This is a genomic window from Thiothrix sp. (assembly GCF_028714775.1).
Lineage (GTDB): Bacteria > Pseudomonadota > Gammaproteobacteria > Thiotrichales > Thiotrichaceae > Thiothrix.
The window spans coordinates 17,462-41,804 of the sequence record NZ_JAQTLS010000026.1 but is presented as its reverse complement, the minus strand read 5'-3'; the positions used below and the strand labels follow the sequence as shown (position 1 = coordinate 41,804).

Annotated in this window: 27 protein-coding genes; 10 read left to right on the top strand and 17 right to left on the bottom strand. The window is 53.2% G+C overall.

Annotated features, from left to right (window positions below; translation table 11 throughout):
* Positions 1 to 24 precede the first annotated feature (24 nt).
* Positions 25 to 2,043: a sodium-translocating pyrophosphatase gene (locus PHE17_RS18745; RefSeq protein ID WP_301017444.1), complete on the top strand. Its 2,019-nt coding sequence runs from the start codon at positions 25 to 27 to the stop codon at positions 2,041 to 2,043.
* Positions 2,044 to 2,103: 60 nt separating this feature from the next.
* Here PHE17_RS18745 and PHE17_RS18740 read toward each other — a convergent pair whose 3' ends face one another.
* Positions 2,104 to 4,014: a TonB-dependent receptor gene (locus PHE17_RS18740; protein ID WP_301017443.1), complete on the bottom strand. Its 1,911-nt coding sequence runs from the start codon at positions 4,012 to 4,014 to the stop codon at positions 2,104 to 2,106.
* 198 nt (positions 4,015 to 4,212) lie between these two features.
* Here PHE17_RS18740 and PHE17_RS18735 point away from each other — a divergent pair, with 198 nt between their 5' ends.
* Entirely contained in the window at positions 4,213 to 4,707 is a 495-nt protein-coding gene (locus PHE17_RS18735) for a DUF2507 domain-containing protein (protein ID WP_301017442.1), read from the top strand.
* 1 nt (position 4,708) lies between these two features.
* Here the strand turns inward: PHE17_RS18735 and PHE17_RS18730 are convergent, their stop codons facing one another.
* From PHE17_RS18730 to ccmA, 9 genes are read right to left on the bottom strand one after another with little or no spacing between them, the layout of a single operon-like run.
* On the bottom strand, positions 4,709 to 5,155 hold the full coding sequence (locus PHE17_RS18730) for a hypothetical protein (RefSeq protein ID WP_301017441.1): 447 nt from the start codon (positions 5,153 to 5,155) through the stop codon (positions 4,709 to 4,711).
* Entirely contained in the window at positions 5,152 to 5,553 is a 402-nt protein-coding gene (locus PHE17_RS18725) for a cytochrome c-type biogenesis protein (protein WP_301017440.1), read from the bottom strand. Before PHE17_RS18725 ends, PHE17_RS18730 begins: the two co-directional genes overlap by 4 nt.
* Positions 5,550 to 6,083, bottom strand: coding sequence for a DsbE family thiol:disulfide interchange protein (locus tag PHE17_RS18720; RefSeq protein WP_301017439.1), 534 nt, complete (start codon positions 6,081 to 6,083; stop codon positions 5,550 to 5,552). Before PHE17_RS18720 ends, PHE17_RS18725 begins: the two co-directional genes overlap by 4 nt.
* On the bottom strand, positions 6,080 to 7,873 hold the full coding sequence (locus PHE17_RS18715; protein ID WP_301017438.1) for a heme lyase CcmF/NrfE family subunit: 1,794 nt from the start codon (positions 7,871 to 7,873) through the stop codon (positions 6,080 to 6,082). Before PHE17_RS18715 ends, PHE17_RS18720 begins: the two co-directional genes overlap by 4 nt.
* On the bottom strand, positions 7,870 to 8,310 hold the full coding sequence (ccmE, locus tag PHE17_RS18710) for a cytochrome c maturation protein CcmE (protein WP_301017437.1): 441 nt from the start codon (positions 8,308 to 8,310) through the stop codon (positions 7,870 to 7,872). The genes PHE17_RS18715 and ccmE overlap by 4 nt, the downstream gene beginning before the upstream one ends.
* Entirely contained in the window at positions 8,307 to 8,474 is a 168-nt protein-coding gene (ccmD, locus tag PHE17_RS18705; protein ID WP_301017436.1) for a heme exporter protein CcmD, read from the bottom strand. Before ccmD ends, ccmE begins: the two co-directional genes overlap by 4 nt.
* Positions 8,467 to 9,225 (bottom strand): heme ABC transporter permease, encoded by a 759-nt coding sequence (locus PHE17_RS18700; RefSeq protein ID WP_301017435.1) that lies wholly within the window; start codon positions 9,223 to 9,225, stop codon positions 8,467 to 8,469. Before PHE17_RS18700 ends, ccmD begins: the two co-directional genes overlap by 8 nt.
* On the bottom strand, positions 9,222 to 9,899 hold the full coding sequence (gene ccmB, locus PHE17_RS18695) for a heme exporter protein CcmB (protein ID WP_301017434.1): 678 nt from the start codon (positions 9,897 to 9,899) through the stop codon (positions 9,222 to 9,224). Before ccmB ends, PHE17_RS18700 begins: the two co-directional genes overlap by 4 nt.
* A complete protein-coding gene (gene ccmA, locus PHE17_RS18690; protein WP_301017433.1) occupies positions 9,899 to 10,477 on the bottom strand; it encodes a cytochrome c biogenesis heme-transporting ATPase CcmA in 579 nt (192 codons plus the stop codon). Before ccmA ends, ccmB begins: the two co-directional genes overlap by 1 nt.
* A gap of 117 nt (positions 10,478 to 10,594) precedes the next feature.
* Between ccmA and PHE17_RS18685 the strand changes: the two genes are divergently transcribed.
* Genes PHE17_RS18685 through PHE17_RS18670 form a run of 4 tightly spaced genes read left to right on the top strand, consistent with a single transcriptional unit; the run spans position 10,595 to position 12,665 of the window.
* Positions 10,595 to 11,197 (top strand): cytochrome c oxidase subunit 3 family protein, encoded by a 603-nt coding sequence (locus PHE17_RS18685; protein WP_301017432.1) that lies wholly within the window; start codon positions 10,595 to 10,597, stop codon positions 11,195 to 11,197.
* Between the two features lie 4 nt (positions 11,198 to 11,201).
* Complete coding sequence (locus PHE17_RS18680) at positions 11,202 to 11,450, top strand: cytochrome C oxidase subunit IV family protein (RefSeq protein WP_301017431.1); 249 nt, start codon at positions 11,202 to 11,204, stop codon at positions 11,448 to 11,450.
* A gap of 1 nt (position 11,451) precedes the next feature.
* Positions 11,452 to 11,883, top strand: a complete 432-nt coding sequence (locus tag PHE17_RS18675) for a hemerythrin family protein (protein ID WP_301017430.1) — start codon at positions 11,452 to 11,454, stop codon at positions 11,881 to 11,883.
* Positions 11,883 to 12,665, top strand: a complete 783-nt coding sequence (locus PHE17_RS18670; protein WP_301017429.1) for a CbbQ/NirQ/NorQ/GpvN family protein — start codon at positions 11,883 to 11,885, stop codon at positions 12,663 to 12,665. The genes PHE17_RS18675 and PHE17_RS18670 overlap by 1 nt, the downstream gene beginning before the upstream one ends.
* Here PHE17_RS18670 and PHE17_RS18665 read toward each other — a convergent pair.
* A complete protein-coding gene (locus PHE17_RS18665) occupies positions 12,662 to 13,354 on the bottom strand; it encodes a Crp/Fnr family transcriptional regulator (protein ID WP_301017428.1) in 693 nt (230 codons plus the stop codon). The genes PHE17_RS18670 and PHE17_RS18665 overlap by 4 nt on opposite strands.
* Positions 13,355 to 13,450: 96 nt before the next feature.
* Here PHE17_RS18665 and PHE17_RS18660 point away from each other — a divergent pair, with 96 nt between their 5' ends.
* Together PHE17_RS18660 and PHE17_RS18655 are read left to right on the top strand one after the other, a co-directional pair.
* Entirely contained in the window at positions 13,451 to 15,172 is a 1,722-nt protein-coding gene (locus tag PHE17_RS18660) for a VWA domain-containing protein (protein WP_301017427.1), read from the top strand.
* Between the two features lie 178 nt (positions 15,173 to 15,350).
* A complete protein-coding gene (locus PHE17_RS18655) occupies positions 15,351 to 15,815 on the top strand; it encodes a methylglyoxal synthase (RefSeq protein ID WP_301017426.1) in 465 nt (154 codons plus the stop codon).
* On the opposite strand, the gene PHE17_RS18650 is transcribed toward PHE17_RS18655, so the two are convergent.
* The 6 genes from PHE17_RS18650 to PHE17_RS18625 all read right to left on the bottom strand — a co-directional run bounded on the left by PHE17_RS18650 (position 15,733) and on the right by PHE17_RS18625 (position 21,993).
* Positions 15,733 to 17,412: a response regulator gene (locus tag PHE17_RS18650; RefSeq protein ID WP_301017425.1), complete on the bottom strand. Its 1,680-nt coding sequence runs from the start codon at positions 17,410 to 17,412 to the stop codon at positions 15,733 to 15,735. The two genes, PHE17_RS18655 and PHE17_RS18650, sit on opposite strands and share 83 nt — an antisense overlap.
* Entirely contained in the window at positions 17,409 to 18,563 is a 1,155-nt protein-coding gene (locus PHE17_RS18645) for an FIST C-terminal domain-containing protein (RefSeq protein ID WP_301017424.1), read from the bottom strand. The genes PHE17_RS18650 and PHE17_RS18645 overlap by 4 nt, the downstream gene beginning before the upstream one ends.
* Before the next feature lie 170 nt (positions 18,564 to 18,733).
* Positions 18,734 to 19,165: an ATP-binding protein gene (locus PHE17_RS18640; protein WP_301017423.1), complete on the bottom strand. Its 432-nt coding sequence runs from the start codon at positions 19,163 to 19,165 to the stop codon at positions 18,734 to 18,736.
* On the bottom strand, positions 19,165 to 20,349 hold the full coding sequence (locus PHE17_RS18635; protein ID WP_301017422.1) for an NDP-sugar synthase: 1,185 nt from the start codon (positions 20,347 to 20,349) through the stop codon (positions 19,165 to 19,167). The genes PHE17_RS18640 and PHE17_RS18635 overlap by 1 nt, the downstream gene beginning before the upstream one ends.
* A gap of 33 nt (positions 20,350 to 20,382) precedes the next feature.
* Positions 20,383 to 20,709, bottom strand: coding sequence for an STAS domain-containing protein (locus PHE17_RS18630; protein WP_301017421.1), 327 nt, complete (start codon positions 20,707 to 20,709; stop codon positions 20,383 to 20,385).
* 81 nt (positions 20,710 to 20,790) lie between these two features.
* The gene (locus PHE17_RS18625) at positions 20,791 to 21,993 is read right to left on the bottom strand and encodes a SpoIIE family protein phosphatase (protein WP_301017420.1); all 1,203 of its coding nucleotides are present in this window, start codon (positions 21,991 to 21,993) and stop codon (positions 20,791 to 20,793) included.
* A gap of 160 nt (positions 21,994 to 22,153) precedes the next feature.
* Between PHE17_RS18625 and PHE17_RS18620 the strand changes: the two genes are divergently transcribed.
* Complete coding sequence (locus PHE17_RS18620) at positions 22,154 to 22,510, top strand: Hpt domain-containing protein (protein ID WP_301017419.1); 357 nt, start codon at positions 22,154 to 22,156, stop codon at positions 22,508 to 22,510.
* Positions 22,511 to 22,560: 50 nt separating this feature from the next.
* Entirely contained in the window at positions 22,561 to 24,252 is a 1,692-nt protein-coding gene (locus tag PHE17_RS18615) for an ATP-binding protein (RefSeq protein WP_301017418.1), read from the top strand.
* Positions 24,253 to 24,343: the final 91 nt, after the last annotated feature.

Here is a 24,343-nt window from a genome sequence, read left to right as displayed (position 1 = left end):
ACAGTTAGCTAATGAGGTGTTCTAATGTCAACAGGGTTGGCTATTGCTATTTTATGTGCATTTGCTGCACTGGCTTATGGGTATGTCACGATTCGCTGGGTATTGGCAAAACCCGAAGGCAGCGAAGAAATGCGTCGTATTGCGCAGGCGGTACAAGAAGGGGCGCAAGCTTACCTGAACCGGCAATACACCACTATTGGTGTGGTCGGTATCCTACTTTTTGCAGTTATTTTCATTATGTTGGGCGTGAAAACTGCTATCGGTTTTGCGTTGGGCGCAATTTTGTCAGGAGCGACGGGCTATATCGGTATGAATGTTTCGGTACGTTCCAATGTGCGCACGGCGGAAGCTGCCAAAGATGGACTGAATGCGGCACTGGATGTGGCATTCAAGGGTGGTGCGATTACTGGTATGTTGGTGGTGGGGCTGGCTTTGCTCGGCGTGGCGGGTTATTTCGCCATCTTGATGATGGCAGGTACGCCGCTGGATGAGGCTACCCACGCACTGGTCGGCTTGGCGTTTGGTGGTTCCCTTATCTCCATTTTTGCCCGTCTGGGTGGTGGTATATTCACCAAGGGCGCTGATGTGGGTGCTGACCTCGTGGGTAAGGTGGAAGCTGGAATCCCGGAAGATGACCCGCGTAACCCGGCAGTCATTGCCGACAACGTGGGTGATAATGTCGGTGATTGTGCGGGGATGGCGGCTGACCTGTTTGAGACTTACGCTGTGACTATTATTGCCACCATGCTGCTGGGTGGACTGGTGATGGGCGGTTCGGCAAATGCGGTGGTTTACCCCTTGGTGCTGGGTGGTTTCTCCATCTTGGCTTCTATTTTGGGGACTATGTTCGTCAAGGCGCGTGAGGGTGGCAAAATCATGAATGCGCTGTACCGGGGGTTGGCAGTGGCGGCGGGGGCTTCATTGGTGCTGTTCTTGCCGATTACTTACGTCATGATGGGTGATAACCCACTGTATTCAGTCGGCGCTTTATACGGTTCGGCGGTGATCGGCCTGTTGCTGACAGCGGCAATGGTGTGGATTACGGAATATTACACTGCAACCGAATACAGCCCAGTGCGGCATATTGCCCATGCCTCCACTACTGGGCATGGCACAAACGTTATCGCTGGTTTGGGCGTTTCGATGAAATCTACAGCAGCTCCTGTCTTGGCAGTGTGTTTTGCTATCTGGGGTGCGTACTCCTTTGCTGGTCTGTATGGGATTGCGATTGCGGCAACCTCCATGTTGTCGATGGCGGGGATTATCGTGGCATTGGATGCTTATGGCCCGATCACCGATAACGCGGGTGGAATTGCGGAAATGGCAGGCTTGCCGGAGGAAATCCGCAACATTACTGACCCGCTGGATGCGGTTGGCAATACGACGAAAGCTGTTACCAAAGGTTATGCGATTGGCTCGGCAGGCTTGGCAGCACTGGTGTTGTTTGCGGATTATACCCATGCGCTTTCCAGCAGCCATCCCGGCTTAACTTTCGACCTGTCTAACCACATGGTCATTATTGGTTTGTTCATTGGTGGTATGGTTCCTTACCTGTTTGCCGCAATGGGCATGGAGGCAGTCGGGCGTGCGGCAGGCTCGGTAGTGGTGGAGGTGCGCCGCCAGTTCCGTGATATTCCCGGCATTATGGAAGGCACGGGCAAGCCGGAATACGGCACTTGCGTGGATATGCTGACCAAGGCAGCGATCAAGGAAATGATTTTGCCTTCCCTACTGCCAGTGGCAGTTCCGGTCGTTGTTGGCCTGACGCTGGGCGCACAAGCATTGGGTGGCGTACTGGTTGGCACGATTGTGACGGGCATCTTCGTTGCCATTTCCATGACTACGGGTGGTGGTGCATGGGATAACGCCAAGAAATACATTGAGGAAGGCAACTTCGGTGGCAAGGGTTCGGAGGCACACAAAGCCGCCGTGACGGGTGATACCGTTGGCGACCCATATAAAGATACCGCAGGCCCTGCGGTTAACCCGCTGATCAAAATCATCAACATCGTAGCGTTGATGATTGTGCCGTTATTGGCGTAATTCTGGTTACTATCTCCCTGTAGTTTTGGGCGGGGTCATATCCCCGCCCTTTTTTGTGCTTTAGAACTTGCCACGCAGTTCTAGCCGTAGGGTACGGGGGTATTCTTCGTATTTGAAATTGGGGGACTTATCTTCCAGACGTACATCGGTTAGGTTTTCAATGCCTGCCCCCACCTCCAGATGTTTGTTGATGGATTTACGTGTCCCCACATTCCAAACGGTGTAGCTGGGCAATGTGACCTTGTTGGGTGTCAGTGTCGTTGATATATCCCGCAGTTGGTCGGATAAATATTCCGCATTCAGGTTGGTTTGCCAGCCATTACGCTTCCAAGTGACACCTGCGGCTACGGTATGTTGAGGGCGCTTATCCAACCGCTGCCCCGTATTGTCCTTGGCATCGAGATATTGGTAGTTGGCGGTCAGGTCTACGTTTTTGCTGACCTTCACACGGGTGGACAATTCACCACCCTGTAAACGGGCTTCTGCAATATTTTTGTATTGGTAGGTATTGGGAGCGATGGTGGCGACATCAATCAGGTTCTTGACCTTATTGTCAAACAGTGCCGCATCGACATTCCACTTACCACGGGTGTAGTTTGCACCCATATCAAATGTATCATTTGTTTCAGGTTTCAGGTTTGGATTACTTTTAACCTTGTATGTGCCTAAGTTGAATTCATAATTGGGGGAAACCTGCTTGATGTTGGGGGCATGGAATCCATGCCCATAGCCTGCTTTGAGGGTTAGGTTATCGGTTACAGTGTAGACAATGGCAGCACGGGGACTCGTCTCGTTACCAAACGCTTCGTGTTTGTCCTGCCTGATTCCTAATGTTAGGTTGGTACGTTTGGAAAGCTTTATTTCATCTTGGGCATAGAGTGCATTAAGGGTGGTTTTATCGTTACCACCAGGAAGTCCGGCATTTTCCAGTTTCTCGGTACGTTTTTCTGCTCCTAGTGTTATATGCTGTTTTTCACTCAGGGTAAAACCAAGGCTACCTTCTAGCGCGATGTCTTTTAAATTTTGCGGGGTTGTTGCTCTAGCCCCATTGCTTGCCGTGTTTTTGACATCTAAGGTGTTTTGATAAGTGCGGAGGGATGCTTGGGTTTTTCCGATCTGCCCTGTCCAACCTAATGCAGTATGTTGACGGTCAAGGTCGTAATGGCTTTGGTAATATTGTTTGGGTGCTACGGTATTTTTTACGTCATACCAGCGTTCTTCTTGTCCAGCGATGTGTTCCAGTTTGATATTCTGGTTTTCGGTAGGTTGCCAGTCCAGTTTTACGGATAGTTGCTGCTTGTCCCTGCCCTCAATGGCCGTCAGGCGTGTATCATTTTGGGCAACTGCGGAGCGGCGGGATTGTTGTCCACCGATGCTGAGTTGTAGGTTCTCGCGTACTCCGCCACTAAGGTTGAGTTCTAGGTCATGACCATCACCACCGCTATTGCCGTCTGTGCTACGGCTGGTGAGTTTGGCATCACCTGACCATTGTTTGTCAGGTTTGCGTGTGATGATATTGATGACACCACCCAAAGCATCAGAACCGTACAGTACGGACATCGGGCCGCGTACTACTTCAATACGTTCAATCTGCTCAACAGGAATCCAGTCATACTGGTAATCAGTGTTGGGGCCAACAACATCATTACTGGCAGGAAGGCGTTTGCCATCTACCAGCAGTAGCGTATGTTTGCTTTCCATCCCGCGCAGGCTGATGGTTTTACGTCCACCTGAGCCGATACCTTGCAAGCTGACACCCGGTGTACCCCGCAAGATTTCCAACACATTCTCTCCACCTTTATTGGCAATGGCTTTACGGGTAATGATGGTGACACTGCCGGGGGCTTTTTGGGTTTTAATTTCGTTACGGGTAGCAGTAACAGTAATCTCACCTAATGTATCGGGTTCTTCTGCCCAAGCATTAAGACAGATTCCTGCAATCAAAAGGGTTAGCAGCCGCTGTTGCATCATGATGTCGCTCCTTGAGTGGTGGTTGGTGTCACCTAGTAGAACAGGGGCTGATACTATTTTGCCTTGACTTAGGTTAAGGCCAGTCGGTGGGCTTGATGTAGGTCAAAGAATATCAACTGATTACAGTATTAAATTGCGGTGCAGCCTATCTTTATGGACTGGCAGATGAATAACGATAAATATGATGGAGAAACATGGATGAAACCTGTAGAAATTGCGAACGCCCTGCAAGTCCATCGCCCGGAAATGGGTGGTGAAGTAGGAATCGGCTTGTACCGTCTGGTCAGATTGGTTGCCTTAGAAGATATTTTAGGTACAGGAGCGTCTGCTGTCAGTTACTACGCGGGCAAGAAGTTGGGTATTGGGCTGCAAATCAAACAGCTTGATGACTTCCTTGCGCTCTGTGAGCAACTCAAAATTGGCAAGATAAAAATCCCGGTCATGACAACGACCCATATCCATGTGGATGTGTGTGAGTGTGTGACTTGCGCGGGTCTTTCCCCGGTGGGGCGTACCTTGTGCCACTTCGAGGGAGGCTTAATTGCTGGGGTGGTTGAAACCGTTCTGGGCAAGAAAGTCCAGGCCAAAGAGGTTTCCTGTATCGGTGGCTTGGGGCATGATACTTGTGGTTTTGACCTGAGGATAGCCGATATGGCGCAGCCTGCCAAGACTACCAATGTATGGATGAATTAGCTTAGTGCGGTTCAGACTGCTTGATTAATTGTTGTACTTCGGCTTGTTCTTGCGGGCTGTCTTGTAGCAACGGCAAGAGGCTGCGCCAGTAGCTTCGTGCCTTGGCTTTGTCACCGCGCAAGGCCGCTTGTGAACCTGCTAGCCATAGGGCGGTAGGGTTTTGCGGTTCACTTGCCAGTACTTGCTGGATAAGTTGTGCAGCACGCCCGGAAGCATCATCATCGGCTACCAGTATGGCATCGGCCTGTGCCAGCAATTCTTGGTTACTGGGGCTGGTGATGGCTGCGGGGTTGCCCAGCCACAAGTACAAACTTGCTGCCGCCAGTGGCAAGCCGAGGATGAGCATCACCAGCGTCCCCTTGGGGCGCGGGGAGGTACGCAACAGGGGAATGCACAGCAGCCCGACCGCCAGCAAAACAAGGCACGCCGCCACCATCCAGAACATCATGTTGCATCCCTCTTGCTGTTACGTAGCACGATCCGTGCTGCCACCCCGATACCCACTAATAGGAATAGCCCCGGCCCCAGCCACAGCAGCAGGGTGTTTTGCTGCATGGGTGGGCGGTAGAGGACAAATTCCCCGTAGCGGCTGACCATAAAATCCACGATCTCGTTGCGTGATGCATCTCTGCTGACCATTTCGTAGGTTTTCTGCCGCAAATCCAGCGCCAGTGCGGCGTTGGAATCGGCAAGGTTCTGATTCTGGCACACCAAGCAGCGCAACTCGTTAATCAGTTGGGTGTAAAGCTGTTCTTGTTGCGGGGTTTTGAAGGTGTGGATGTCGATTTCAGCCCTAAGCGTCAGGGGAAGTAACCACAGGGCTAGCATCAGCAACAGGTGTTTCATGGTGTTGCCTCCTTGCGTAATTGTTGTATTAGAGGTAGCAATTCACGTTGCACCACGGGTTCCGTCAGCGCCCCGATGTGTTTGTGACGCACAACCCCTTGCGCGTCGATGATGAAGGTTTCTGGTGTGCCGTAGACTCCCCACTCAATGCCCGCCTTGCCATCAGTGTCCATCACCACGGACTGGAACGGGTTGCCGAGACGTTCCAGCCAGCGTTTGGCATCCCCCGCCTGATCCTTGTAATTGAGGCCGATGGCTTTAATGTCGGCGCGTTTGATCAGGTATTCCAGCATGACGTGTTCCTGTTGGCAGGTGGCACACCACGATGCCCACACGTTCAGCAGCCAAACTTCCCCCTTAAGGTTTGCAGGGGAAATGCTTGCCTCACCATATAAGCTGGGCAGGGTAAAGGACGGGGCGGGTTTGCCGATGAAGGGGGATGGCACTTCACGCGGGTTCAGGTTCAGACCGACGGCGAGTAACACCAACAGCAGCAAGAAGCCCGCCAAGGGAATGAAATAACGGCTCATTCTGCACCCCCTACCTTTCTCCAATAACGCCCATCCAGCGCCGCCAGCAGCCCACCCAGCGCCATCAACAATGTCCCCAACCATATCCAGCGGATAAACGGCTTGTGGTAAATGCGCAAACTCCACGTCCCGCCGTCCAGCGGTTCGCCCAATGCCACGAACAGGTCACGGAACAACCCGCCATCAATCCCTGCTTCCGTCATTGGCATGGATTGCCCCCCATAGTTACGCTTTTCAGGTAATAACTGGCTGACGAGCTGATCGCCCTGATGTATGTCAAACGTCCCCCGGTAAGCGAGGTAGTTTTCACCCACGGACTCTTTTATCCCCACAAAATGGAAATCGTAGCCGTCTAGCAGGTAATGTTGCCTCACTGCCATGCGCACATCCTTGCCGCTGCTGTACAGGGAGGTCATGGTGATGCCGACCATCAGCACCACCACGCCGAGGTGTGCCAGCCACATTCCCCAGCCGGACAGGGAACGTTTGTGCCGCCACCACAGCAGTGCCGCCAACAGCGATTTGCCCACCTGCCGGAGATTATCCTGCCGCCAGCGCAACAATGGCCCCAGCAGCATTAGCACCGCCAGCAGCAAGCCCAGAGGCACGATGATGGCGTTGAAATACGGCGGCCCCACCGAAATTTTGCCCACTGCCAACGCATCCAGCACCAGCGGGTACAGTGTCCCCAGCAACACACTGGCAGCCATGACCGTGAGGATCACATTGTTCATCAGCAAACCGGATTCGCGTGACAAGGCTTGGAAACCTTGCCCACCTTCCATCTGGTGTGCCTTGACCGCATACAGCGTCAGGGAAACCCCCACCACCGCCGCCAGAAATGCCAAAATGAACACCCCGCGTTCCGGGTCATTGGCAAAGGCGTGGACAGAAGTCAGCACCCCCGAACGCACCAAAAACGTCCCCAACAAGCTGAGTGAAAACGCGGAAATTGCCAGTAGCACCGTCCACGCTTTGAACGCGCCACGCTTTTCCGTCACAGCCAGCGAATGCACCAGTGCCGTCCCCATCAGCCACGGCATCAGTGAGGCATTTTCCACTGGGTCCCAGAACCACCAGCCACCCCAGCCCAGCTCGTAATACGCCCACCAACTGCCCAGCGCAATCCCCAAGGTCAGGAACACCCACGCCACATTCGTCCACGGGCGTACCCAGCGTATCCACACCGCATCCAGTTTGCCTTCCAACATCGCGGCGATGGCAAAGGCAAACGCTACCGCAAAGCCCACATAACCCATGTACAACATCGGCGGGTGGAAGGCTAAGCCGGGGTCTTGCAGCAGTGGATTGAGGCTGCGTCCATTCAGTGAGGCAGGCACCAAGCGTTCAAACGGGTTGGAAGTCACCAGCAGGAACAGCAGGAAGCCAACGCTGACACACCCCATCACCCCCAACACCCGCGCCAGCATCAAGGGCGGCATTCCCCGGTTGAACCCACTGACCGCCAGCGTCCACACTGCCAGCAGCGTGACCCACAGCAGCAAAGAACCTTCATGCGCACCCCACACCCCAGAAATCCGGTACAGCAACGGCAAGCTGGAATGGGACGTTCCCGCCACATATTTCACCGAAAAATCATGGGTAATAAAAGCGTAAGTCAGGCAAGCGTAGGCCAGCAGGATGAACAGCGTTTGTGCTTGCGCCGCTGGTTTTGCCAGTGCCAGCCATTGTTCTTTGCCACGCCAACTGCCCGCCAGTGGGAAAATCGCCTGCACCAGCGCCATCAGCAGCGCCAGAATCAAGGCAAGGTGTCCAAGTTCGGGGATCATTTTGCCTCCTTGGGCGGCGTCTGGGGCAAGGAGGACGCCACTTCCGGCGGCATGTAGTTTTCATCGTGTTTCGCCAGCACTTCCGAGGCTTCGATGACCCCATCCGGCAACAGTTTGCCACGGGCAATAATGCCTTGCCCTTCGCGGAACAAGTCGGGGAGGATGCCGGTATAGCTCACCGTCACGGTTTCGGTCAGGTCGGTCACATCGAAACGCACTTCCAGTGATTGTTTATCCCGCTGCATACTGCCTTTGACCACCAGCCCACCGACACGGAAATCATGGTTGGCAGGCGCTTTGCCCGCCTTGATCTCTTTGGGTGCATAATAAAACATCATGTTCTGGTTGAAAGCCTGCAACACCAGCGCCAAGGCTATGCCCACCCCGGCAACCAGTGCGAGGATCAGCAACAGGCGTTTTTTCCTGACAGGTGTCATTTTTCATCTCTCCCTTCCCACTCATGAAACTCTGCCGCCTTACGCAATACGTCGCGGTGCTGGCTCAAGGGCAGCACGATATTCAGCAGCAGCACGATGAAGGTCATTCCCAGCGAACCCCAGACATACAGCGCATAGCCGCCCATGTGGAAAAATTCAGTCATTCGCGTTTTCCTCCACTAACTGTTTCACCCACTGGCGGGGCAGTTCACGTTCCAGCAATTCATTCCGGGTACGCAACAACAGGCTGATAACAAAGAACACCTTGAATGCCCCCGCCATCAGCAGCAGCGGTATCAGCATGTCGATATGGATGGAGGGTTTGTCAAACTTGGTCACGGTTGCGCCTTGATGCAGGGTGTTCCACCATTCCACCGAATAATGGATGATGGGAATATTGACGATGCCGACCAGCGCAAGGATGGCGACGGCGCGTGAAGCCATGCGCTTGTCCTCAATCGCGTTGTACAGACCGATCACACCCAGATACAAAAACAGCAGGATCAGTTCCGAAGTCAGGCGGGCATCCCATACCCACCATGCGCCCCACATTGGCTTGCCCCACAATGCCCCTGTCACCAGCGCAATAAAAGTGAAACTTGCCCCGATGGGTGCACAACTGACCAGCACCATTTCAGCCAGCTTGATGCGCCAGATCAGCGCAATCGCGCCACTGACCGCCATCACCATGTAGACGAACATCGACAGCCACGCCGCTGGCACATGCACGTAAATAATGCGGAAGGAATCGCCCTGCTGGTAATCCGCCGGGGCAGTCACCAAGCCTCCGTACAAGCCTGTCACCAGCAACAAGGCGAATAATGCCCACAGCCACGGGAGCAGTTTTCCGGCAATGCGGTAGAACCAGACCGGGGAGGCTAGGCGGTGAAACCAGCGTGTCAGGATACTTATCATTGCGAAACACTCATCTTTAGGGCTGCCGCAATCGCCAACGGTGCAAGCGTCAGGGAAAGCACCAGCATTGCCGCCAGCAGGTATAACTGCCCACTGACTGGTAATCCCGCCGCCGCTGTATCCACAGCATTGCTGCCAAAAATCAGCACAGGCATATACAGGGGCAAGACCAGCAGTGCCAGCAACATGCCGTTGCGTTTCAAGCTGACAGTCAGTGCCGAGCCGATTGCACCCACGAATGCCAGTACGGGTGTCCCAAGCAACAGGGTCAATTCAGCAACACCAATCGCGAGCGCTTCCAAGCCAAACGCTACCGCCAGCAGCGGCGCTAGCAGCAGCAGCGGAACGGCGCTTACCAGCCAGTGCGCCAGTATTTTGGCAATCACCAGCAGCGGTAAGGGCAAGGGGCTTAACACCAGTTGTTCCAATGTGCCATCCTCATAATCTGTCCTGAACAGGTTGTCTGCTGCCAGCAAGGCTGCCAGCAGTGCCGCCACCCACAAAATCCCCGGTGCAATGGTTTGCAACAACTGGGGGGAAGGCCCAACCCCCAGCGGGAACAGCAACGTCACCAGCGAGAAAAACAGTAGGGGGTTGAGGATTTCATTGCGATGGCGGAAAGCCACGGTGAAATCCCGATACAGCAGTGACACGAAGGCGTGGGTCAGGCGCATTAAGTGCCTAATCCCAGTCGGCGGATGTGCTGGCCTTCCAAACCAATATCGTGATGGGATGTCATGACCACACTGCCTCCCTGTTGCAAATGTCCGCTGAGTAAGGCTTCAAATAGCCGGATGCCTGCCTTGTCCAAGGCTGCTTGGGGTTCATCCAAAATCCACAGGGGCGCGTCAGACAGCAATAAGCGGCACAAGGCAAGGCGGCGTTTCATGCCTGCTGAAAAGTGGCGCGGGAAGCGGTTGCCGTGACCTGCCAAGCCCATCTGTTCCAACACGGTTTTGGGTGGCAAAGAATTCGTTTGCATGGCACGCAGGTTTTCCAACGCCGTCAGGTCGTCCTTGATGCCGTTAGCATGACCCAGCCACACAAACTGCGGGCGGTATTCCGCTTCCCACAACACTTGCCCTGCATCCGGCTCGCGCAATCCCGCCAGCGTTTTCAGCAAGGTGGTCTTGCCACTGCCATTGTGGCCTTCCACCAATAAGAGTTGGCCTGCATCCAGTTCAAAGTTTAACGCTTTGAATAGGGTGCGGTGGTTGCGTTTGCTCTCAAGCTGCGTTCCTGTCAGGAGCATGGCTGTTTCTCATTCTGGTGGACGGTGTGCTTCAAAGAACAGTAGAACAAGTGCTGTTGCAGGATGCCTTGACCTGCATCAAGGTGAGGGACTGGTGCTTGGCATAGCCTGCACCCTATGAAGACAACAGATTTTACCCACCTTGGCGCTTCCGAACACCGCCGCCTGGCTTCCTTACCGGGGGATTTGGCAATGTGGATTTTTATCCTTGCCGAATTGCTAGTGTTTGCAATTTTCTTTACATCTTATGCCTTTGCCCGCAGTGGGAATGTGGCGTTGTTCAACCACTATCAGCAAACGCTCAACCGGGACATTGGTGCTGCAAATACCCTGATTTTACTGACAGGCAGCTTATTTGTTGTGCTGGCGGTACAAGCCATCAAAGCAGGGAAGGTATCACTGTGCCGTAACTGGTTACTGGCAAGTATTGGTTCTGGGGCATTATTCGTTATTCTCAAAGGCATTGAATTTGCTGATAAGTTTGGGCAGGGCATCAGCCTTAGCACCAACACCTTTTACATGTTTTACTTGTCGCTGACGTTTTTCCATTTCATGCACGTCATCCTTGGTATGATTATTCTCGCAGCAGTAGCGTGGAAGGCGCAAGCTGGGGACTATTCCGCCGCTGAACATACGGGTGTGGAAACAGGTGCATCCTATTGGCACATGGTCGATCTCGTGTGGATTGTGTTGTTCCCACTCGTTTACGTGATACGGTGAGAGCATGAAAATAGCTATTCTTTGGTTGTTACTGGTGGGGCTGACACTGTTGACATGGTGGGCGGGACAAGTAGGTTACAGCGGGCAGTGGCTAGTGGTGGCATTGCTGATTTCCGTGTTTACCAAAGGGCATTTCATTATCGCCGATTTTATGGCATTGCGGGAAGTTTCGCCATTATGGAGGATATTGGTGCATGGTTGGCTAGTGCTGGTATTATGTCTTATCTATTTAGCCTATTGGGTAGGAATGTAGGATGGATGTTGAAGAAAAGTTTACTGATTGCAGCTTGTTACCACAGGTAGCTGTGCCATTTATGAATACCGTCCATTGCGAGGAACTGCTGCTGGTTGGCAAGTTGCTGGGACAGGTGGAAAGTGGGGAAGCCCCTGATACGGTCGATGCCACGCTGGCTGCATGGGTAGGGCATACCGAGGCACATTTTGCCCGTGAAGAACGCTTGATGATGGAATATAACTTTTTTGCTTATCCCGTCCATCAGATGGCGCATGAGGAAGCACTCCAGCAATTGCAGGCTGTACAGCAACAGTGGCAGGCCAGCCGGGATTATACGGCACTGACGGCTTATATCCGCGAGTGGCGGGAATGGCTGCAACAGCACGTTGCCAGTATGGACTTTGTGACGGCGCACTTCCTCAGCCAGTTCAACATTCAGGTGGAATTATAATGGGGGCAGGGATTCCCCACTACCAAGCCCAAGGGCAGGAAGTAACGTTGTTTGAACACGCCTTCCGCCGCCAATTGCCGATCTTACTCAAAGGCCCCACGGGCTGCGGCAAAACCCGTTTCGTCGAACACATGGCAGCCAAACTGGGCAGGCCGCTGTACACGGTGGCCTGCCACGACGATTTGAGCGCGGCGGATTTGGTCGGACGGCATCTGATCGGCGATGGCGAAACCTACTGGAATGACGGCCCGTTGACCCGTGCAGTGCGCGAAGGTGCAATCTGCTATTTGGACGAAGTGGTGGAAGCCCGCAAAGATACCACCGTCATTTTGCATCCGCTCTCCGACAACCGCCGCATCCTGCCGATTGAACGCACAGGAGAAACCTTGCACGCCCCGCCGGAATTCATGCTGGTGGTGTCTTACAACCCCGGCTACCAGAATTTGCTCAAGGGTATGAAACCTTCCACCCGCCAGCGTTTCGTTGCGCTGCGTTTCGATTACCCCAAACCGGAAGTGGAGACCCGTATCGTGGCACTTGAAACCGGGGTGGATGACAAGCTGGCGGCACAACTGGTGAAACTGGCGAATGCCTTGCGGGTGCTGAAGGAACACGATCTGGAAGAATCAGCTTCCACCCGTTTGTTGGTGTACACCGCCACGTTAATGCAGGACGGTTTTGAGCCATTGGCAGCGTGCCGTGCGGCATTGGTTGAGCCGCTAACCGATGACCCAGATACGGTGGAAGCTTTGATGGAGGTAGTTAGTACCTATTTTGCCTAAAGTTCAGCATGGACGATGGCTTCCAGTCCCGCTACGTCCAGCAGATCAACATACGAATCATGTACGGCAATCAATTCTTTGTCAGCAAGGCGTTTTAGGATACGGGAGAAGGTTTCTGGCTTGATTGATAAACGCGAGGCAATGATGTGTTTGGGGGCGCTAAGGCAAATGGAGTTGCTTGAGCTATTGTGCTCACGGGCTTCTAATAAATAAGCCGCCAACCGGAATGTGGCATTGTGGAGAGTAAGCCGATCAACCTCATTGAGAAGCCAGTGCATCCGGCGGCTGAGTAGTCCTAACAGGTTAAGGCATAATTCTGGGGAGGATGATAGGAAGCCCAAGTACTGTATGGCATTGATACCAATAACTACACTGGGGCGTAAGGCAACAGCACAGACGGGGTAGCGTTGCCCGCGCATAAAAGCAACCGCTTCGGCAAAGCTGTTGCCCGGCGTGATGATGTCGATGATCTTTTCATCGCCACTCGGTGTCAGCCGGAACAATTTGATGCAGCCTTCAAGGCAAATATAGAGTTCTTCCAGTAAGTCACCCTGACGAAACAGGAATTCACCTTCTGCAACGGGGTGAAGTTTGGCTCTACTGGTCAATTCGCTGAACTGTTGGGGGCTAAATGCCCTGAATAGGGGAGAGCGTTGCAGAATGTTGAGGGTACGGTCGTCCAGCTTCATGATAAGTAATGCTCTAATAAGGTGCGTTCTCGCATAGATACCTGAGTGTATTCCACAACTTTTGTTGCGTAAATGATAATTTTTGTAGGGTTTCGCATGGAAGAATGGGTTGGGAAAGTTTGGCATAAGTTGATTACCCGCAGTGCTGGTCAAGAGTATCCGCAAGCGCGAGTACATCTGGAGGAAATGCACCAAACCTTAAGCATTTTACTACGGGCTTTGGGAGGGGATAGTGAGCTGGAGGTACGTCAGGGCTGTGAGGTTGCTACAGGGGAGCGGCGTAGCCTGTTACAACGGGTGGCGGGGGTTGGCCTAAAAGCCCGTGCCGCGTATTGGGATGAAAAAATCCTAAACTTGCCGGACAGTATTGCCTTTTTCCCATTACGGGCATTGAACCGGGATACGTATTTGTGGCTTACAGCGTTAGGAAGCTGCACGGGCAACCAAGCAAGTTCCAGTCCGGCAAGTGCTGTTGCCGCCACGCTGCAACGTTATCCAGCCTTATGTGACCGTTACCAACGTTTGTTGGAAAACTGGCAAACCTTATATCCAGAGACCGAACCTACACCCTTGTGGCTAGTCGCCCCTCCGGTAAATAACCCCCTGCTGACTACTTCCTTGGCAGAACCCGTGTTATCCGAAACATCCCCTGATAGCAAACCTGCGGCGGCAAGCCCGAAACGCCACCGCGCTGAGCGTACCGATATGCCCGATGGCAAAAGTGGGCTGCTCAGTTTTCGCCTTGAAAGCCTATTTTCGTGGACAGAATACATTCCCGTTGACCGCACCAGTGACGATGACCCCAGTGATGACGCTGACCGCACTGCCGATGATTTGGATGTGATCACCGTGGCGCGTGACCGCAAGGCCAGTTCCCATAAAATCAAGCTTGATTTTGATTTGCCTGCCTCCGAATATGACGACATCCCTCAAGGTGAAGGTATCCCCCTGCCTGAATGGGATTACCGCAAGCAGCGTTTGATCCCCAGTCATTGCCGTTTGCAAGTTATGCTGCCAAGGGATGTGCAGGAACAAAGTTTGCCTTCCCACCTGCAAGCCTCTGCTCGCAAGTTACGCCGCCGTTTTGAAGTTTTGCAGCCACGCCGTGAATGGCTCAACCACCAGCAAGAAGGTACTGAACTCGACATTGACAGCTATATCCTGCATCTGGGGGAACGTAAACGGGGTAAGGCAGATATACCTGCCGTTTATCGTGATTGCCGGGAAAAAGGGCGTGACCTTTCTTGCTTGTTGCTGGCTGATTTTTCTATGTCTACCGACAGTTGGGTGAGTAATGAGGCGAGGGTGGTGGATATTGTGCGGGATTCGTTGGTACTGTTTGCCGAAAGCTTGGGGACGACCCGTGACCGTTTTGCTTTGTACGGTTTTTCTTCACTCAATCGCCAACAGGTGCGTTTCTATTGCCTAAAAAGTTTTGCAGAGCGTTATGATGGGCAAGTACGTGGGCGCATTATGGCGACTAAGCCGGGCTATTACACGCGCATGGGCGCGGCAATCCGCTATGCCAGCCAGTTATTGGAAAAGGAGTCTTCGCAACAGAAACTACTGTTGTTGTTGACCGACGGCAAGCCGAACGACCTTGATGTTTACGAGGGGCGCTATGGATTGGAGGATACCCGTATGGCTTTACAAGAAGCCCGCCAACGTGGCTTGAAACCTTTTTGTGTCACTATTGACGACAAGGCGGAGAATTATTTGCCGCATCTGTTTGGACATCAAGGTTGGGTGTTGGTGCGTAAGGCTGAGGAATTGCCGCAGAAACTGCCGCAATTATATGCCTTATTGACAGGATGTTAGCACAGTACACCAGCATCGTCGGATGCCGTCCCTGCCATTGTAATGACAAGGCTAGCAACCCGGTCATTTAGAAACAAGTCACTCAGTTGTTGCGCAAACCTTAACCGTTGCTGTACTATTGGGCAATAAATAAGCTACATAACATCAATGCATACGTACATTCATTGCGAGGGGCATCATGAATCTACAAAAGCAAAGAATTGCGCTGGTCGCCCACGATAATCTCAAGCCAACACTCGTGAAATGGGCGAAAGAAAACAGGCATATTCTGGCGGACTGCGAGCTGTTCGCAACAGGCACGACTGGCAAACTGGTTACTGAACACACTGGGCTGTTGGTAAGCTGTTTCCTGAGTGGGCCTTACGGTGGCGACCAGCAAATCGGGGCGCGGATTTCTGAAGGGCTGATCGACATCCTGATTTTCTTCTGGGACCCAATGACACCTGTCCCCCATGATGCCGATGTCAAGGCGCTGATACGGTTGGCGACGTTGAAAAATATCCCGATTGCCAATAACCAAAGCACCGCTGATTGCGTGCTGGCACTCGTCCAACAGCAGGTTAGCCCGAGCGTGCGCCATCGTGTGTTGCCGAAGGGGATGCACAGCTTCGTTCCAAGACATCCAATAAGTCTTGCACATTAAAGGGTTTGCTGAGGAAGTCATCCATCCCTGCCGCTAAGCAGCGTTGTTGGTCGCTGGGCATGGCGTTGGCGGTCAGCGCGATGATGGGGGTATGGGGCAGGCCACTGGCTTTTTCCTGCTGGCGGATTAATGTGGTGGCTTCCAACCCGTCCATAGTCGGCATTTGCATATCCATCAAGATAGCATCAGGCCGTTTGGCTACCCAGCTATCCAACGCTTCTTGACCGTTTTCTGCAACACTGACGGTGTGTCCGGCACGGTTAAGCAAGCGCACTGCCAACATGCGGTTCACCGCATTATCTTCTGCCAACAGCACATACAGTGGGCGGGCGGCTTGTAAGGGCTGGTGCGGTTTCGTTTCGCTGGGGGTGCTGATGGTTGCCGTGGCGGCTTGTTTGAAGGGTACGTTGAAATAGAAAATGCTGCCTTTGCCGGGGTCACTTTCCAGCCGCAATGTTCCGCCCATCATCTCAATCAGCCGCGATGAAATGGTCAGCCCCAAACCTGTGCCCCCGTAGCGGCGGGTAATGGAGCCGTCGGCTTGCTGGAACGGTTGGAAAATTGCCGCCTGTTTCTCCTGTGGAATCCCGATGCCAGTATCACGCACGGCAAACAGCAACTGCATTTGTCCATCCAGCGTACCACTTTGCCGCGTGACGCTGACCGCAATCTCCCCGCTTTCGGTGAATTTGATGGCATTGCCCACCAAATTGATCATGATCTGGCGTAAGCGTCCGGGGTCGCCTTCCAGTGTCTCCGGCACATCCGGGGCAATTTCCCAGTGTAGGGTCAGCGATTTTTCCTTGGCGCGGACAGTTAGTGGGATGAAGGTATCCTGCAACAGAGGGCGCAAGTGGAAGGACGCTGGGCTGAGTGCCAGTGTGCCCGCTTCGATGCGGGAGAAGTCGAGAATTTCATTGATGATGTCCAGCAATGCACTGGATGATGACTTGATCATGCCGAGGTATTCACGCTGGGTGGCGGTAAGCTCGCTGTACAGCATCAAATCGGTGAGGCCGATCACACCATTCATGGGGGTGCGGATTTCATGGCTGATCATGGCCAGAAACTCGCTTTTGGCTTTGCTGGCACGTTCGGCGGCTTCTTTAGCTTGCAGGGCTTCTCTGCGTGCCTCTTCCAAATAGGCATGTTGCTGGCAGGCGTGGCAGGCGGTTTCCAAGCGTTTCAATACCAGCCCCAGCGCCAGTAAGTGCGGTTCCGGCAATGGCGGGTCACGCAGCAATACCAGCAAGCCACTCGACCCTAGTGGCAGGAAATGGTAGTAAATGCCATTAGTCCCGATGATTTCCCCCGGTTTTTTTACCTGCCAGCCGTTGTTGGTAATTGCTTGCAGGTGGGTTGCCAGTACAGGCTGGCTGTCTGCTAATGCACCATGTACGGCTGGGTAACTGTAGCAGGGTTCTGGTACATCGCTGACTGGCTCGCCCTTGTGCATCCAGATGTAACCGCTGCGGCAGTTCAGCAGCTTCAAGGCGGGCGGTAGGAACTTACGCAACATGGTGCGTAAATCCAAATCCTGCCCAATCAGCAACGCTAACGCATACTGGACGGAAACCAGCTCCAGCGTAGGGGTCATGCACACTGCTCCTGTTGCCCACCTAAAACGCCGAGGACAATGGTTTTGTTGAAAAATTCAAGGCAGGTATTGCCTGCATCGGCGATTTCCCCTAATGAAAGCGCCCCCAGCAAAGGCACATTGTCGGGGAGGCGTGAGCGGATATTGCCGATTTCTTCTGCGAAACGGTCTTGCAGGAACAGGGTGCGGCTGATGCAGTCGAACAGCAGCGCCAGCATTGCCGGGGTTTGCCCCCACATGGCGGTGTCAGCGCACTGGCGGGAAGCTTCCAGCAAGTTTTCTGCCTCACCTTTGAGGATGTAAATGATGTGGTTGGCGGGCACTTCCCCCACGCACACCAAAGCATTGTCTTTGGGGAATAGTGGGTCACGCACTACCACGTCACCTTTGAGCCGATCTAGCCCGAAGGGGTAGGCTTTCGCCAGATCGAAGAATTCGGTATCGCTGAAACGCTTGCCGCTGTCGGCTTCCTCCACTTCTTTGTAAACCTCAAAGGCGGGGCGGTAATCCAGCGTGGTGATGGTGTTGTCATACGCGCCCGTCACGAAAAACGGCCCAGCAAACTTGTGCCAACCGTGTTCAATGCCAATGCTGATGGGCAGGTCAAGGGAAACAATCTGGGCGTAATCTTCCAACAAGCCCTGATTGCTGAACAGGCAGGGTTTCTGCACGAAGCTCAAGGAACCCGCGCCCCCGCCGACGTATTGGTGGCGGGTTCCTAATGCTTCATACAAGCATTCCAGCAGTGCGGAAATGCGTTTGCTCAGGCCATCCACCAACGTGACCAAAGTCGTGCCGGGGGTGAGGGTAGCCACCAGTTGTTCGGTTTGCGGGAAGTAATCGGCCTCGGGGTTGGAAAGTTCGCCAATCAAGTGTATTTGCGCGGTGACAGGTAGCCCACAAACCACGCTGCCGCAGGTCAGTTTGCGTCCGTTGGCAATGATTTCCGGGAAAATTCCGCCAAAAATCGGGATGGGTAAGGCTTGCAGGCGGGCGTCCAGTTGCGCGGGGATAAAGCCATTGGCATCACACGCCAGCACCAGCAGGCTTTTTGCACCCAAAGCAACAGCAGCATGGATGTGTTGGAAAAGTTCGTGGTCAGTGCCTACAGTATCGACAAAAATGGCAGGTTGGGTTTGCTCGCGGTTCATGGTGGTCTTTCCTTGGGATCGTTGTTATTTTCGTATGGAATTCGTCCACTTAAGTTACACCCCCCAGTGCAAGCACTCAGGGGATGGTAGGCCAAAAAGCCGAACTTGTTCAGGAAGACCGTTTATGGGCTATCAGGACGTAGTAATCTTCCTGATGTAACGTTTCATGTTCAATCCAATTGCTTACTGACGTGTAAGTGGTTGCCCTTGGCATCACGGATATAGTGGATGGAATCTGCCAATAAATGGATCAAACCCATGCCCCAGCCTCCTTCCGGTAAGTCTTCAGGATTGGGCATCTCGCGTGCTTCGGAATGCAATTCATCCGGCATGGTATGTCCGCTGTCAGAAATGATCAGGTGTACCGCTTGCGGGCTGTATTCCACCCGCACCCGCACGTCATTGCCTGCCTGCAATTCATAGGCGTGTTCGATAACATTGTTGACGGCTTCGACCATCATCAGTTCAAGTTGCCCCAGCTTGTCGTCAGAGAGTTGCAGCTCCTTGCCGATGCCATGCAGCGCACCGGAGAGGACTCGCACTTGCTCCAGACGGCTGTCGATGGAAAGGCGGATGCCGTACTGTTTGTACGTGGTCTCCATTAGGCTACTTCCTTTTCCATTGTTTCATGGAAGCTGAGCATATTGCTGAAGAGCATCATATCGTGCAGGTCATTAGGGTTCAATGCCCGACGTATATCGTTGACTAACCAGCGGATTTGGGTTTCGTTAACATTTAGGACGCTGCCGTCAGGCGAGATGCAGTCGCCACCAATGACCAGCTTATGGTCTAGGGTTGCTAAACCGCCAATGCGGGTGTAATCACTGATCAGGCACTCCCGCAATTCAGCCCCTGTTTCAACAATGCAGTTTGCACCGATCATGCACGGGCCTGTGATTTTACTGCCCGGTTCGATTTTGCTGCTGCTGCCGATGTAAACGGGTGGTTTGATCTTGGTTTGGTTCCAGTCAATGCTGACGTTGATACCCGTCCAAATGCCGGGGCGCACTTCCTTGCCGGGCATCTGGAAGCCATTGATTTCCCCCTGCAATGCCTTACGGCTAGCCTCCCAGACATCGGGTACAGAACCAATATCAACCCATTGGAAATCCATCGGTATGCCGTAGAATTCTTCACCCGCTGCCACCAGCGAGGGGAATAACTGCCCACCAATATCGTATTCGACCCCGGATGGGATGTACTCGAAGATGTCAGGCTCGAAGATGTAAATCCCGGTGTTTATCAGGTTGGAAACAGCTTCTTCTACTTTAGGCTTTTCTTGGAACTGGATGATACGTTGCATACTGTCCAGTTTTACCACGCCGTACTTATTAACTTCTTCCGGTGGGACTTCCTGCAAGATAATGGTGGCAACCCCGCCTTTTTCGCGGTGTTGGCGTAGCGCGGCACTGATGTCGAGGTCAATCCACGCATCCCCGCAAAGTACGATGAAGGTTTCATCGAAAAAGCCGGAAAATTCTTGAATGCGCTTCATGCCGCCCGCCGAGCCGAGTGCTTTGCCTTCCAACCCATCTTCGGTCATGTAACCTTCGTAGGAATAGGCAATGTGTACACCCAACTGGTTGCCATCGCGGAAATAGTTTTCGATCACAGGTGCGAGGTGGCTGGTGTTGACCACGATTTCATGCACACCGTGGGTACGCAGCAGTTCCAGGATAGATTCCATTACTGGCTTGCGCAGGATTGGGATCATCGGTTTCGGCATTTCGTTGGTAATGGGACGTACCCTTGTCCCCTTGCCTGCCGCCAGAATCATCGCTTTCATAGGTAGTCCTCCTCAGGTGCTAGTATGTCCGACTTAAGCTGCTGCACAGACTGCCGCATCTACACTTTCCGCCATGCGGAATACGCGGTCCATCCGGGTCAGTTTGAACAGGTCAGCAACGATGCCTTTTGCGCCAGCGATGATCAGGTCGCCCCGGTTGCCAACCATTTTTAGCAGGCTGACCAGTGCACCGAGGCTGCTGCTGTCCATGAATTGCACTTGGCTGAGGTCTAGCACGATACGGGTGGCACCCAGTTGGGTAATGCTGTGTTTGAGTTCAGGGGCAACGGCGGCATCCATACGGGCTTCGCCAATGGCGACAACAGTGAATTCACCTTGGGTGTGGGTTGAGAATTTCATTCTTATTATCCTCTTTGATGTTGTTATGTAATTTGTATTGATTATTGACAGATTAACTATATCTATAATCAATCGGCTTTGCTAGCCACAAAAATCAAGTGCCAGCAGGGAAATGTCATCGGGCTTGTCCCCACCTGAAGCACCTAAGTTAAGCCGCTGGCTTAGCCCTTCCATGACTTGGCGGGCGGGCAGGTGCATGAGTGCCTGCAAATGTCCCTGCAAGTCATCTTCGCTTATTGGATCGCCTGTTTCCGCCTGTAATTCCAGCAACCCATCCGAGTACAGGATGAAGCGGCTACCGGGCGGGAAGGGTACGTAGGTGGTTTCATATTCTATGTCTGGCAACAGGCCGATGGGGAAACCCGTGCATTGCAGGCGCTCCAGCCGTTGGGTAATGGGTGAGTACAAAAACGGCTGTGGATGTCCGGCCTGTACGAAATACAGGGCTTCATCCGCTGTATCAATCACGCCCATGATTAGGGTCAAGTAATGGTCGCCCGTATCCAGCATGTGGTTCAAATGGTGGTTGAGGCGTTTGGCAAGGGCCGAAGGGAAGGCGGGTGCTTGTTTGTGGGTCAGTTCCTCAAGGGAGTACAACTCCCCGGTTGAACCCAGCAGTGTTTGCAGGCACATCGACAGCAAGGCGGCAGAAATGCCATGCCCCGACACATCTATCGAGTAAAAGAACAGCAACTCATCATTGACCGGAAAGTAGTTGAAGGTATCCCCACCAATGTACTGGGCGGGTTGGAAGAACCAGTCCACGCACAAGTGTTTAAAGGTTTTCTGGCTGGGCAGCACGCCTGTTTGTAAAACGGCAGCACGTTTCAGGTCATTTTGGATCAGGGCTTGGGCGGCGGATAGGGAGTGATTGACGTTTTTCAAATGCCGGTTTTTTTCTTCCAGCATGTGTTCCAAATCCAGCACCCGCTGGGCGGCTCGCAGGCGCACTTCCAGCTCTTCGCCTACGATAGGTTTGGTGGCGAAATCATCCGCCCCTGCATCCATGCCATGGATCAGGTTCTGTTTGCCAGACATGCCAGTGAGCAAAATGATGTAAACGTAATGCGGCAGGTCAGCAGCACGGATAGTACGGCACAGGGTCGGCCCATCCATCACTGGCATCAGCCAATCACTGATCACAACATGGAAATGTTTTTGCTGGATCAGCTCCCATGCGGCTTGGCCATGGTCAGCCAACATGACTTGATGCCCCATCAGGGTCAGGACGCGGCGCAGGAGTAACTGCATATCTCTGGCATCATCAACGACTAAAATATTCATGGGTCATATCTTGTTTTTATGATGTTATTAACACTCTTGTGCGGCTATGCTACCATCAACTTAGCGTGATATGTATAAATATAAGTGACCATTTAACGTGAATCCGGTAACTGCTATTGCATCCGTTGCCGAACAATAAAAAATCAGCGGGTTAGATACCATGACAACAATGACAAGCCCTTCTGTAGACGACGAAACCTACACCATGCTGCAAGAAATCATGGCTGACGAGTTCGGTGAACTGCTCGGTTTTTTCCGTGCAGATACCCTGACAGCACTCGATAACCTCCAGCAATGCCTCGACGCCGAAGACAGTGCACAGGTTGGGGCTATCTGCCACAAACTGAAATCCAGCGGTAAGCTGATTGGTGCCTTCCAGTTGGCGGAACTGTCCAGTTCATTGGAGGGTTATAAAGACGATCATGACCACCAACGTGCGGCCGGAAATTTAGGGGATTTGCGTGCTGAATACAGTAAGGTTGTGGCTTGGCTGGATGCCCAGCCCCTAGCAGCCTGAAACAGGTAAGAACAATACACAATAAACCTTATCACCCAGGTGGTGAACTGATGACAAACGACAAGATTGCCGAGTTGGAACGGAGCTTGGAACAGGAGCGTAAAGCCCGCATAGAGGTAGAACAGCGGCTGGAAAGCACCATTGCCGAGCGTACCCGTGAATTGGTGGAAGCCCGCGACCAAGCGCTTTCTGCCAACCGCGCCAAAAGCGCATTCCTCGCTGCGATGAGCCATGAAATCCGCACCCCGATGAACGGTATCATCGGCATGACTGCCCTGTTACAGGATACAGCACTGGACAGCAACCAAGCGCGGCAGGCTGAGACTATCCTGAGTTCGGCCCAATCCCTGCTGGGCATCATCAACGACATCCTCGACATTTCCCGGCTGGATGCGGACAAGCTGGAATTGCTGGAAGAGGATTTCAACCTATGCGAAACCCTGCCATCTGTGATTGAAACCTTGGGGATCATTGCCAGCCAGAAGCAACTGGAACTTTTCTGCCTTGTCGATAAACGCATTTCCCACATCCTGCATGGGGATGCCTTGCGCCTGCGGCAAATATTGATGAACCTGATTGGCAATGCCATCAAGTTTACCACGCACGGGGAAATTATCCTGCGCATCATGCCTTCTGCCACCGACCCGCGCAGCCTTCGGGTTGAAGTGCAGGATTCAGGGGTTGGCATTCCGCAGGAAAAGCTGGAGACCTTGTTCCGCCCTTTCAGCCAGATCAACCGTTACGACCAGCATAATGGCAGCGGCACTGGCCTCGGTCTCGCCATCAGCCGTAAGCTGGTCCACCTGATGGGCGGCAGCATTGGGGTGGAAAGCACACCGGGCGTGGGCAGCATGTTCTGGTTTGAAGTGCCGCTCCTTCCCTTAGTCCCTATCCCATCCCCTTGGGCAAACTTGCCGCCAGTGCGGTGTCTGGTGCTCATCCACCCATCACTACATGCCCACCTGATGGCGGCACAACTAGAAAATATTGGGGCGCACAGCACCCTCCCTGCTGATTTTACCATCGCTAAAACGCTGTTGGAAAACCAGACATTTGATTGCCTGATATTTGACTACCATAGCTACCCGCAAGGGCAGCAGGCGTTATTGGATGAATTATTGGGCAGCCTGCACCAGTTGCCCTATAAGCTACGTATCTGCAATCTGGTTCCCCAGTCCACCAATTGCGCCCAATGCGGCATGGATTCCTCACTCCAGCATTGTGCCTGCTTGTTGAAGCCAGCCACCCAACTCAAACTGATTGGCCTGATACACCCTGCCGAGAAACCCGCCCATACAGGCTACCCCCAGTCCCCCAGCGCTAAAACTGTCCATGAAACCCGTGGAAGGGGCGCAGATAGGGAATCGGGCGCACGTATTCTGGTGGTGGAAGACCACAAGATCAACCAAATGGTTGCCAAGGGGATGCTGGCGAAACTGGGCTACACCGTCGTGTTGGCGGAAGATGGTTTCCAAGCACTGGACATCTTGCGTACCGGAGAAGATTTTGCAGCGGTGCTGATGGACATCCAAATGCCCGGCATCAGTGGGGTCGAAACGACCATCAAGTTCCGTAAAGAATTCCCGGAGCGGGATTTGCCGATCATTGCCCTGACCGCGAATGCCATGAAAGGTGACGAACAGGAATATCTGGCTGCCGGTATGGATGCCTGCCTGACCAAGCCGATCCAAATCGACACACTGGCAGCCGCACTGGATAAGTGGTGTTTAATGCCAGCCTAACCAGAAAAATAACAGGGGACAGTTTGGCGAAAAGTGGGGGCAAGCCATCGGAAAGCTAATGGTTCCCCCCATTTCACCAACCTTTTCTCAA